This is a genomic window from Limnohabitans sp. (assembly GCF_040401495.1).
GTDB lineage: Bacteria > Pseudomonadota > Gammaproteobacteria > Burkholderiales > Burkholderiaceae_C > Limnohabitans.
This window is the reverse complement of record NZ_JBBAOI010000025.1, coordinates 15,975-25,947: the sequence shown is the minus strand read 5'-3', so window position 1 is coordinate 25,947 and position 9,973 is coordinate 15,975. Positions and strand designations below refer to the sequence as shown.

Annotated in this window: 11 protein-coding genes and 3 pseudogenes; 9 read left to right on the top strand and 5 right to left on the bottom strand. The window is 51.2% G+C overall.

Annotation, left to right across the window (positions count from 1 at the left end; genetic code table 11):
* Positions 1–120: 120 nt before the first annotated feature.
* Positions 121–474: a zinc ribbon domain-containing protein YjdM gene (locus tag AC9UEO_RS11990; protein ID WP_509533743.1), complete on the bottom strand. Its 354-nt coding sequence runs from the start codon at positions 472–474 to the stop codon at positions 121–123.
* 84 nt (positions 475–558) lie between these two features.
* Here AC9UEO_RS11990 and thrH point away from each other — a divergent pair, with 84 nt between their 5' ends.
* Together thrH and AC9UEO_RS11980 are read left to right on the top strand one after the other, a co-directional pair.
* Positions 559–1,185 carry a bifunctional phosphoserine phosphatase/homoserine phosphotransferase ThrH gene (thrH, locus tag AC9UEO_RS11985; RefSeq protein WP_509533740.1) on the top strand — a complete coding sequence of 209 codons (627 nt, stop codon included), beginning with the start codon at positions 559–561 and terminating at the stop codon, positions 1,183–1,185.
* On the top strand, positions 1,070–1,801 hold the full coding sequence (locus AC9UEO_RS11980) for a GNAT family N-acetyltransferase (protein WP_509533737.1): 732 nt from the start codon (positions 1,070–1,072) through the stop codon (positions 1,799–1,801). The genes thrH and AC9UEO_RS11980 overlap by 116 nt, the downstream gene beginning before the upstream one ends.
* A 23-nt stretch (positions 1,802–1,824) precedes the next feature.
* Here the strand turns inward: AC9UEO_RS11980 and AC9UEO_RS11975 are convergent, their stop codons facing one another.
* The 3 genes from AC9UEO_RS11975 to AC9UEO_RS11965 form a co-directional block, all read right to left on the bottom strand.
* Positions 1,825–2,922, bottom strand: coding sequence for a multicopper oxidase domain-containing protein (locus AC9UEO_RS11975; protein ID WP_509533734.1), 1,098 nt, complete (start codon positions 2,920–2,922; stop codon positions 1,825–1,827).
* A gap of 165 nt (positions 2,923–3,087) precedes the next feature.
* Complete coding sequence (locus AC9UEO_RS11970) at positions 3,088–3,771, bottom strand: hypothetical protein (RefSeq protein ID WP_509533731.1); 684 nt, start codon at positions 3,769–3,771, stop codon at positions 3,088–3,090.
* Between the two features lie 18 nt (positions 3,772–3,789).
* The gene (locus AC9UEO_RS11965; RefSeq protein ID WP_509533729.1) at positions 3,790–4,242 is read right to left on the bottom strand and encodes a glycine/sarcosine/betaine reductase selenoprotein B family protein; all 453 of its coding nucleotides are present in this window, start codon (positions 4,240–4,242) and stop codon (positions 3,790–3,792) included.
* A 203-nt stretch (positions 4,243–4,445) separates the two neighbouring features.
* Between AC9UEO_RS11965 and AC9UEO_RS11960 the strand changes: the two are divergent.
* From AC9UEO_RS11960 to AC9UEO_RS11935, 6 genes and pseudogenes are all read left to right on the top strand, one after another.
* Positions 4,446–6,146 (top strand): annotated as a pseudogene (locus tag AC9UEO_RS11960) (glycine-rich domain-containing protein); the annotation flags it as partial.
* Positions 6,094–6,267, top strand: coding sequence for a hypothetical protein (locus tag AC9UEO_RS11955; RefSeq protein ID WP_509533726.1), 174 nt, complete (start codon positions 6,094–6,096; stop codon positions 6,265–6,267). The pseudogene AC9UEO_RS11960 and the gene AC9UEO_RS11955, both read left to right, overlap by 53 nt.
* 237 nt (positions 6,268–6,504) lie before the next feature.
* Positions 6,505–6,723 (top strand): hypothetical protein, encoded by a 219-nt coding sequence (locus AC9UEO_RS11950; RefSeq protein WP_509533723.1) that lies wholly within the window; start codon positions 6,505–6,507, stop codon positions 6,721–6,723.
* A pseudogene (locus tag AC9UEO_RS11945) lies at positions 6,624–7,220 on the top strand (glycine-rich protein); the annotation flags it as partial. The gene AC9UEO_RS11950 and the pseudogene AC9UEO_RS11945, both read left to right, overlap by 100 nt.
* A gap of 85 nt (positions 7,221–7,305) precedes the next feature.
* Positions 7,306–7,434 (top strand): hypothetical protein, encoded by a 129-nt coding sequence (locus AC9UEO_RS11940; RefSeq protein ID WP_509533720.1) that lies wholly within the window; start codon positions 7,306–7,308, stop codon positions 7,432–7,434.
* Positions 7,431–7,697, top strand: a pseudogene (locus tag AC9UEO_RS11935) (hypothetical protein); the annotation flags it as partial. The gene AC9UEO_RS11940 and the pseudogene AC9UEO_RS11935, both read left to right, overlap by 4 nt.
* Positions 7,698–8,200: 503 nt before the next feature.
* Here the strand turns inward: AC9UEO_RS11935 and AC9UEO_RS11930 are convergent.
* Positions 8,201–8,788 carry a hypothetical protein gene (locus AC9UEO_RS11930; RefSeq protein ID WP_509533717.1) on the bottom strand — a complete coding sequence of 196 codons (588 nt, stop codon included), beginning with the start codon at positions 8,786–8,788 and terminating at the stop codon, positions 8,201–8,203.
* Between AC9UEO_RS11930 and AC9UEO_RS11925 the strand changes: the two genes are divergently transcribed.
* On the top strand, positions 8,673–9,973 hold a 1,301-nt coding region (locus tag AC9UEO_RS11925), incomplete at its 3' end, for an Ig-like domain-containing protein (protein WP_509533749.1). The genes AC9UEO_RS11930 and AC9UEO_RS11925 overlap by 116 nt on opposite strands.

The following is a 9,973-nucleotide window of genomic DNA, read 5'->3' as shown; positions in this document are numbered from 1 at the left end:
GGCAAGTCGGTCACGAGAGCCCACACTTTTTCTGGGCTAGCTGCAATGTCACGGGTAACGGAAACGAGATTTGTCATCTTCAGATTGTGTCATGTGGGACACACCCCATGCGTACTGCAGTTACGACTTACGCACCACGCTTGATTTCAGATAAATAGCGCCGAAGCCATCAACTTTGCAGTCAATGTCGTGGTCACCGTTGTCGCGCACCAATCGAATATTCCGGACTTTGGTGCCCACCTTTATATTGGTTGGCCGACCGTTGACCTTTAAGTCCTTCACCACGGTGACGGTGTCGCCATCTGCCAGAACATTGCCCGAAGAATCCCGAATGACGGACAGTTCATCAGACTCCCCTTCTAAGGCTTCGCTCTCCGGCGACCATTCATGAGCGCACTCTGGGCACACCAGCAAGGCACCCATTTCATAGGTATATGCGCAAGCACACGTGGGGCACGGAGGAAGTTGACTCATGGACTTAGGGTACTGATCCGTCCAGAGACATAGTCATAAGTAATCAAATCCGTTGATGACCATTTTGCGTGAGAGAATAGAGAAATGGCAGTTGCAACCTCACCCCACCAAGGAATCGTCACGCTTGATCTTGAAGGAGTCTTGATTCCTGAAATCTGGATTGCAGTTGCTGAAAGCACAGGTATTCCGGAGCTTCGTCGCACTACTCGTGACGAACCGAATTATGACCTCCTTATGAAGTCACGTATTGAGATTCTGAATAAGCATGGCCTAACAATGAGTCGTATTGAGTCGGTCATTGCAGAACTCTCCCCTATGGATGGTGCGATTGATTTTCTCGATGCATTACGCGAACGCACACAAGTAATCATTTTGTCTGACACCTTCGAACAATTTGGTCGCCCATTCATGCGTCAACTTCATTGGCCAACACTGTTCTGCCACAGGCTCATTGTCAAAGATGATCACATTGTGGACTTTGAATTACGCCAAGCAGACCAGAAACGACTTGCCGTACAAGCATTCAAAGGTCTGAACTATCGCGTGGCAGCAGCCGGTGACTCATACAACGACACCGCAATGCTGGGTGCAGCAGATGCCGGATTTCTTTTCCACTCGCCTGAAAACATCCAAAAAGAGTTTCCACAGTTTCTGGCACTTGATACTTACGACGATCTGTTCAAACATCTCACTTCTGCCTTGGGGGTATGAAATCACAAACGCCGACATCACCACACTAAATCCAGAAGATTTTCATACGGCAGTTGCCTCGACTAGCCGAGCGTTCTGGCCAGATCCGATGTTTGGTTTCTTTGCACGCAATGCCGTGCAAGAACACGTGATGCTTCCCAACTACGCCACAGCTGTAATGGGTGACGCCTTACGTCATGGAATTGTTGAAGTCATCATCCGTAATGGTCGTGTCGTTGCAACCGCATCGTGGCTTGCACCTGGTGATGCACCTCGTCCGTGGCTACAAGAACTTCGCGTATCGCTTCGGTCTGCACGTGGTCTACTCAAAGGGCGAAATCGTTTAAAGGGCATCAAGATTCTTGATGCCATGGCAAAGAAACATCCGAAAGAACCACATTGGTACTTAGGGCTTTTAGGTGTTGATCCTGCGTTTCAAGGCAAAGGTCTTGGAGGCGCATTGCTTACTCATCGCCTAGAAGAATGCGACTCAACCCACATGCCGGTGTACCTAGAAACTCAAAAGCCCGAGAACCTTCCGTTTTATGAACGGTTTGGGTTCTCGGTACTTGAGGAGATTTCTCACGATGGTTGCCCAACTCTGTGGACCATGTGGCGCGATCCGCGCCCCACATGATCAATTCACAAAGTCTCTAATAGTTAGTGACCGCCGAGTGCGCTGGTATCGGCTTTGCCGACTGCAAAGAAGCCAAGAGCGCCTTTGCCTACGTTTGCAAACTTGTGCGTCACAAATGGGTACAGACCATCTTCAGCAAAGGTGAACTCAACGAATCCACCTTGCGCAGGCTGCAGGTCTAGAACTTGTGATCCGCCCTTGCGTGCGTCTGGCTGCAACAGGTACGACCCTTCCTTGAAGACGGTGTCAAAAATAGTTCCCACAATATGGAAGGCGGAATTCTCATTTGGGCCCTCGTTCATTACCCAAATGCGATAACGCTTAATTGCCTCAACATGAATTGGAGCAAATTTGTACTGATTGAAATAGCCGTTGAAGACCACCGCATCCCATTTCTCACTCATCATCTTTCCTAGGTCGCCTGGCTTTCCATCAGGTCCGAGATATAGCTCGCTTTGTGACAGGAAGAATTCTTTTTCGACTGGTGCAAGCACAGGAGGATCAATAATGACTCCTCCGTACATACCGTTACCAATGTGATGAAGTGCCGGAGCTGTTCCACAGTGGTACATAAATACTCCCGCGTAATCAGCGGTATACGTATAGACAAGTGATTCGCCTGGAGCTATGGAGCGCATCTCGTCACTCCATGCAACTTTGCTTGCATGGAAGTCAATCGAGTGAGACATCTTTCCTTTGTTGTGGATTGCCACCTTGAAGGTGTCTCCTAGAGAACCACGCAATGTAGGGCCTGGTACTTGTCCATTAAAAGTCCACATTTCTTGCATGACTCCGGGCGCAACTTCGACTTGCACTTCAGTCATATCGAAAGACACTGTGTGAATTTTTCCAGTAAGCGCAGCTGGTTGTATTGGATTGCGTGATTTCCAATCAGAAGCTGGCATTGCTGCAGCGTCTATCACAGCGTTGTTGTTTGTTTCTGCAGCGGGTGCTGCTGCAGCAGGCGTTGCTGCGGCACTTGCTGAAGCAACTGATGTTTGATTACCAATTGCTCGATAGCCAAGTACTCCGATCACCAAAATAATCACTATAAAAAGTGTAAGAAACATCGGAAGTACCGTTGCCTCTCCACCTTTTTTGAGGGCCGGTGTGTTATCCATTTGTTTCTGATTTCAGTTATGCAATAAATGCTTGTACTGAAATCGTACATTTAACTTGTATAAACAAATAGTAATTAGTCCAATGTTTGCGTCACATTAAATAACTTTTACGTGCGGTGAACCTAACTATTTATGTAATTAGTTAAACCTATTATTTAAAAGTTTTTACCGATTGCCAGGAGCCATGTAAAACCACATAGGAAACTTTGCACCGGCATTTTTCATCGCGGTGCGCGCACCTAAAACAGTTTTACCTGCTTCGGTCGTTTCAAAAAACCAATTCTCCATGGCTCTTCCGCCAGGTGCTGGACCATCAATTAATTCAAGTGCTGCTTCTTCGTAATACGTGCGGATGTCATGACACAACGCCATGATGTTCCCACCAGGAATTTCGGCCGTTGTCCAATCTTTCCCGTTCGCAATCGCATGAAGAACGGCTAATGCATTCGGTACTTCATCTGCTGTGATGCATCGACCTACTGAAGTAACTCCCCTACGTTCTAGCGCCCGGTTATAGGCCCTTTTCAGGCCACGGGCCTCATCAACACTTGGGGGAAGCGAGGCATCGAACCGAGGCGGAATTGCGCAAGATACTGGCTGTTCGTCTGCCTCAATCACGACTGGATGATCGACAAGGACCGGGCCAGACGTTTCATTCAACAGAGCAAACGCTCGACTCAATACATCCATCTGAAACTCAACATCATTCGGAATTCCTAATGGTCGGCCTAGTGGAAACTCGCAATGCAATGCCCGTGGTGGAGCAACTTTTTGTGCAACTTCACGTACGGAAGACAACACAACAGTTGCAATTCCTGCAGCTTCAAAAATATGCGCAAGCACACTCACGGTGCGCGTACAAAGAGGTCAAACAGGAGTCAAGATGACAACATCAACGCCATCTTGACGTAGTTGTGCAGCTGCTGACGGGCCAGTATCCAAACGAATAGTTGAAACATCATCTGGTTGGTTTCCTGCAAAGGAAATATGTCGGGGTGCAACAGAACCAATAATTCCTTTTGCGGCTAATTCTTCAAGACGGTCAATGGGATACACCACGTTGAGATCCATCTTCACGCCCATCTGATCAAAGTTGGGACTCCAATGTCCAAGAACAAGATCACGACGATCACGGTCAATCAATCGGTATCCAGTGTCACCGGCTGAGAAGGCTTCGTCACCAACTGCGTACAACGCAGCCGACGTAACAATCGCAACCCGAGCGTTAGCCAATGCAACTGGGGTCACCCACGCAGGATTCTCAAACTGTGGTGCCGGAAGAGAGGCCGAATGCGCCCTCATCATTTGATCGCCGTTCATAGTGCTCCTCTTGTTATCCAAAGCCTAAGTCACCCAGAAACACTGAGAGTTACCGGCTAAATCCCTTTGCCCTGTACTGCTTGCGAATGCCACATGACCCTCTTGCTGAGGTTGAGGGTTTGACGTTGTTCCCTGGACCATTCTCTCCTAGTTCTTCATTCATTTTGGCGGTGATATTTAGGTAGCACCTATTATTCATATAGATGAACGCTGGCGGAGCAACATCGGGCGCAGCGCCCTTCGTACCCAAGAAAAGCGCAGGGATTGCACTGCGCTTTTTCGCATGCCTTGTCATTCTTTTTGTCTCCGTAATTTCTATTGCACCATCGGAAAGTTTTGCTGCTCCGGCATCCTCGCCTTCGTGTGCCACAGGCGTTGGTGTCGGTGGTCCAGGCAGTGCGACTCTTGCGACAACACGTGGTGGAAACGGATGTGTTGTCATCAAGTATTCCGTGAACGGCACAGCCACATTTGAAACGTTTAACTACACCGGTGCGGATCAAACATGGACAGTGCCAACTGGAGTGACGAATGCTTCTTTTTATTTGCTTGGTGCTGGTGGTGGTGGCGTTCCAATGGGAACAACGTACGGATCTGGTGCTGGTGGAGGTTTTGCAACTGGCTCTTACGCAGTTACTCCTGCACAAGTACTAACGATCATCGTTGGTCAAGCTGGTGGTGGTGATCGCGGTACAACTGTTTCTGCGAATTGCATCCGCACCAATGCAACGTATGGTGGAGGCGGTCGCTCAGGCTCTTGTAATGGCGCAGGTCAGGCATATCAAGACCGTGGTAGTTCTGGCGGCGGGCGCTCTGCTATCCGTCTTCCCAGTGCAACAACTGATTTGGTGACTGCTGGCGGCGGCGGTGGTGGAGGTTGGACCGGTAATGGCGCCGCAGGCGGTGGAGTCGTCGGAACATCAATTTCCACAACAGTCACTGGCGGAACGCAAACTGCTGGCGGCGTAACAACATCGCCTGCCACTAACGGCGCGGCCTACTTGGGCGGAAACGGATTCCACCAAGGTGGTGGTGGCGGCGGCGGTTGTTTTGGTGGCGGTGGCGGGTACTCGCTTACCGGCGGCGCTGGCGGCTCAAGTTGCGTGTCACTGCTTGATAATGGTTTCACGAGGGAAGGCAATGGCGTCCAACCTGGCGCATCGATCAACTCCATTGCATCTTCTGGGACAACCTCAACATCCGTTGCCTGTGCGAGTGGTGTAGGCAGCGGAGCGGTGGCAAGCGCAACAACTGCTTTGACACGTGCAGCTGATGGTTGCGCCGTTATCAAATACACGACATCGGGTACTACGTATTACGTTACGTATTCATACATCGGTTCTGATCAAACATGGACTGTGCCAAGTGGCGTAACGTCAGTTGATTTTCATCTCATCGGTGCAGGCGGCGGCGGAGCTACACGTGCAAGCGGTGGAGCAGGTGGCGGAGGCGGTTACGCAACTGGTACATACGCAGTGACAACTGGTCAACAATTCACAATCGTTGTTGGCGAAGGTGGCGGCGGAATTTTAGGCACCGTGTCAAGTGGTTGTTACTACACGCCTGCAACGTATGGTGGCGGCGGTAAAGGTGGTTCGTGTTTCGGAGGTGGTACGGCTTCTCAGTATTCATCTGGCGGTGGCCGCACGGCAATTCGTCTTAGTAGTTCTGCAGATGATCTAGCAACAGCCGCTGGCGGTGGTGGCGGTGGTTACGGCGGAGCCGGTGGAGCAGGTGGCGGCACCACTGGCGTCGCAGGAACTACCATTAACGCTGGTGGTGGAACTCCGACAGCAGGAGGATCTGCCGGTACATCCGCCAATGGTTTTCCTGGATATGTGGGTACCAAATATGCCGGAGGAAACGGCCGCGATGAAGGCGGTGGTGGCGGTGGTGGCTGGTTCGGCGGTGGTGGCGGCGGTGACAACGGTGGTGGCGGCGGTGGCTCAAGTTACGTACTTGCGCTTACTGGCGGATCCACCAACGCTGGGGCTGGCACTACACCCGGAGTTGTCGCACCAGTAAATACGTTGGCGCCTGTTATCTCAGGGTTACCCATCATTGGCACCACATTGTCCGCTGCAAGTGGCACGTGGGGATCTTCAGGAACATCCACATGGCAGTGGCAAACATCAACTGATGGTGTCACATACACAAACGTGTCGAGTCAAGTTGCGACCACAATTACAACTACAGACGCGTTGTATTACCGAGTGATTGAATCACGTTCAAATCTTTTCGGTTCAGTTTCTGCAACTTCAAATGTCATCAAAGCAGTTGCACCAGTCACGGTTTCGTGCACGCCTACAACAAACGTATTCACTCATTGCCAACGATTTAACTTTTACGGCGCAGCACAGACGTACACAGTGCCAAGCGACATGCCAGTTGGCAGCACGTTCACAGTTGAAGTGTGGGGCGCTGGCGGTGGTGGTGTTGTTTCCACTACTTATCCAGGTGGTGGAGCAGGTGGATATGTGAAATCGACTGTCACCATTCAGTCACTAAACGAAGTATTCAATATTGTCGTTGGTGAACGCGGCGATGCACGTGATACCGAGCCCGGATATGGCGGCGGAGGTGCAGGCGGACCAAGCCTCACACTGACCCATAATGCAGGATCAAGTGGCGGCGGTTTTTCAGGCCTATTTGCAGGTAGCGGAACAACTACTCCTGTTGTCATTGCAGGTGGCGGCGGTGGAGCATCATGGGGAATCAACACAGATTCCGTTGCTGGCGGTGGTGGCGGAAGCGGCAGCGGTGGTCAAGGAACAAACGCTGTCACTTCAGGACGTGCAGGAACATTGCTTAGCGGTGGTGCAGCTGCAACCGGCACTGCACAATGCACAGTGACATCGACTGCAGGAACCCAATACCAAGGTGGCCGCGCTTGCGGAACTCTCGCTAGTAACACCGAAGGTGGTGGTGGTGGCGGCGGCGGTTGGTATGGCGGCGGTGGCGGCAATCACCAAACCAGTACTAGTGGAATACAGAACGGCGGCGGCGGCGGCGGCTCTGGTTACATCGATGCCACTCGAACTGCGGTGGTGACATCTACAACAGGTGGCCAAGGAACAGTTGCTGCCCCACTCTCGGGTGGTCGAACGAGTGATCAGTATGTTGCGACCATTGGTAGTGGTGGTCCTGGTAGTGCAACAACAGTTGCTGCTGCTGTTGGTGGTCACGGCATGATCGTTGTGCAGTGGGCAGTGCCACCAACGGCGCGAGCCGACACTGCATCTGGTGGTACCGCAATGGCCATTACAAAGAACCCTGCGACTAACGACACCGGAGCATCGGGGGCAACAATCGCAGCATCATCAGTTCGCTTATGCGGTTCGGGCGATGTTGCTCCGAACTGTACAGCCACTTTGTTGACTGCCAGTGGTGAAGGAACGTATTCAGTGAATACGTCAACTGGTGTTGTCACCTTCACTGGCGTTGCAGGATTTGTTGGCACGTCAACAGTGACGTATTCAGTGGCCGACACGCGTGGCACAAAAGCAAGCAGCACCATTTCATTCACCACGCTTGCGCCACCAACAGCACGGCCTGATGAATCCGCGGCTGCCAAAGGAGACAACCAATCGGTATCCCCTCTTGCAAATGACTCTGCTTCAGGGTCAGCAACACTGAATACTTCATCATTACTTCTGTGTGATGTAAGCGAAACGTCACCAGCATGCACCAAGACAACCGTCATCGTTGCCAACGAAGGGCGTTACGACGTCTCTTCAGGCGTGGTCACATTTACTGCTGATTCCAGTTACACAGGAACTCGAGTACTGCGTTACATCGTGCAAGATTCCAACACACAAACTGCAGCAAGCACAATTAGTTTTACCGCATTACCACCCCCTGCAGTATCTGCCACCGCAGACTTACGAACAGTTGCTCACACAATTACTGCGAGCTTTACCCCACTCTCCAATGACTCTCCAGGTGTCACCCCATCTGATTACACAACACAAGGAACAGTTGCGTTCAATACATCAACATTGAAACTGTGCGCATCAACTGAAACAATCTCAACTGGTTGCACAAGAAATTCCATTGATGTCACAGGCCAAGGAACATGGACACTCACTGGTACAACTGTCACATTTGTCCCAGTAGTTACATTCTCGGGAATTGCTACTCCAGTTTCGTATGCCATCTGCAACACAATCAGTGGGTCATGGGCACCGGCTACTCCACCATCGTCGTGCGGATCATCTACCTTGAGAGTCACCGTCAGTGCGCCAACTGCACCTGCTGCAACTGCTGACTCAGATACTGGGCAACTGGGAGACATGTTGACGTTTCTTCCTCTCACAAATGACTCAGGTAGTTCTCTGTCTTCAGCACGCATGAACCTCTGTGGTGCAACCGAAACTGCGCCGAACTGTCTTTCGACCTCTGTTGTCATTGCAAACCAAGGAACATGGACACTGAACACCACAACCGGACTTGTCACTTTTGTTCCCCTCGCGCTTTTCAACGGTGACGCAACGCCAATCACGTACACAGGTACCGACATAGTCGGCGCCACATTTTCATCAACCATTAGTGCGACTATTCAGCCACCTGCCCTACCTTCAGCGCGCGCAGATTCGGCATCTGGTGTAGTAACAAGCGCCATCACTTTGTCGCCACTTGACAACGACACCGGGACCGGAATTACTCCGAGTTCTTTACTGCTATGCGGAACAAGTGACACACCGCCGACATGCACTGAGCAAAGTGTCACAATCAACGGCCAAGGAGAGTGGGCTGTAAACACGTCGACAGGCATAGTGACGTTTACACCATCAAGCGGTTTTACGGGGACAGTCACACCACTTTCATATTCGGTAACAGATGTTTTGAGCAGAGCAACAACGTCAACCCTGAGTATCACCGTTGCTGCAATCTCAGCACCAAATACTCCCGACCTCGACACTTCTTCGGACACTGGAAGCTCCACAAGTGACAACGAAACAAAAGACGCAACTCCGACTGTGGGAGCAAGCGGAGCGACTGATGGTGACACCGTCACGATGAGTGCAACTAAGGGTGCAACAACCGTCACTTGCAATTACGTTGCATCGTCCAGTGTGACAACGTGTGACCTACCACCATTGGCTGACGGCACATGGTCCGTGATCTCCAGTCGAGTTGACAGTCAGAACAATGCTTCTGGGGCATCTGCGCCTCTCAGCATTGTCATAGACTCCGCTGTGCCAAGCAAGCCACCACTTCCTGATCTCGATGCAGCTTCAGACACTGGATCATCGTCAACCGATAACACCACGTCTGATACCACACCCGACATCGGTGTCTCAGGAGTACAAACGGGAGACATGGTCACGATGACTGCAGTAAGTGGGTCAACAACCATCACCTGTACCTATGACACAGCCGTGGCCTCTACATGCGTATTAGCCACTTTGAGCGACGGCACTTGGTCTGTGACAGCAGTAGTAACCGACAGTGCTGGCAATGATTCGCTACAAAGTTCTGCGCTGACACTAACTATCGATACAACAATTCCGACAACGACGACAACAACTTCCACAACTGTCGCACCAACAACCACAACAGTTGCGCCAACAACCACGACGACTTCAACAACCATCGCACCAACCACTACGACCACTTCATCAACCATTGCGCCGACAACTACAACAGTTGCGCCTACAACCACGACCATCGCAATCGCACCAATCAATACAATCGCGCCGACAACCACGACAACTGTCGTGCCGACAAC

Bases quoted from the DNA above. Each gene is read 5' to 3' on its own strand.
- AC9UEO_RS11990 (WP_509533743.1), bottom strand. From the start codon at position 474: ATGAGTCAACTTCCTCCGTGCCCCACGTGTGCTTGCGCATATACCTAT.
- thrH (WP_509533740.1), top strand. From the start codon at position 559: ATGGCAGTTGCAACCTCACCCCACCAAGGAATCGTCACGCTTGATCTT.
- AC9UEO_RS11980 (WP_509533737.1), top strand. From the start codon at position 1,070: ATGCCGGATTTCTTTTCCACTCGCCTGAAAACATCCAAAAAGAGTTTC.
- AC9UEO_RS11975 (WP_509533734.1), bottom strand. From the start codon at position 2,922: ATGGATAACACACCGGCCCTCAAAAAAGGTGGAGAGGCAACGGTACTT.
- AC9UEO_RS11965 (WP_509533729.1), bottom strand. From the start codon at position 4,242: ATGAACGGCGATCAAATGATGAGGGCGCATTCGGCCTCTCTTCCGGCA.
- AC9UEO_RS11955 (WP_509533726.1), top strand. From the start codon at position 6,094: ATGCCGGAGGAAACGGCCGCGATGAAGGCGGTGGTGGCGGTGGTGGCT.
- AC9UEO_RS11950 (WP_509533723.1), top strand. From the start codon at position 6,505: ATGTCATCAAAGCAGTTGCACCAGTCACGGTTTCGTGCACGCCTACAA.
- AC9UEO_RS11930 (WP_509533717.1), bottom strand. From the start codon at position 8,788: ATGGTTGATGAAAATGTGGCGCCGACTATGTCGGTACCTGTGTACGTG.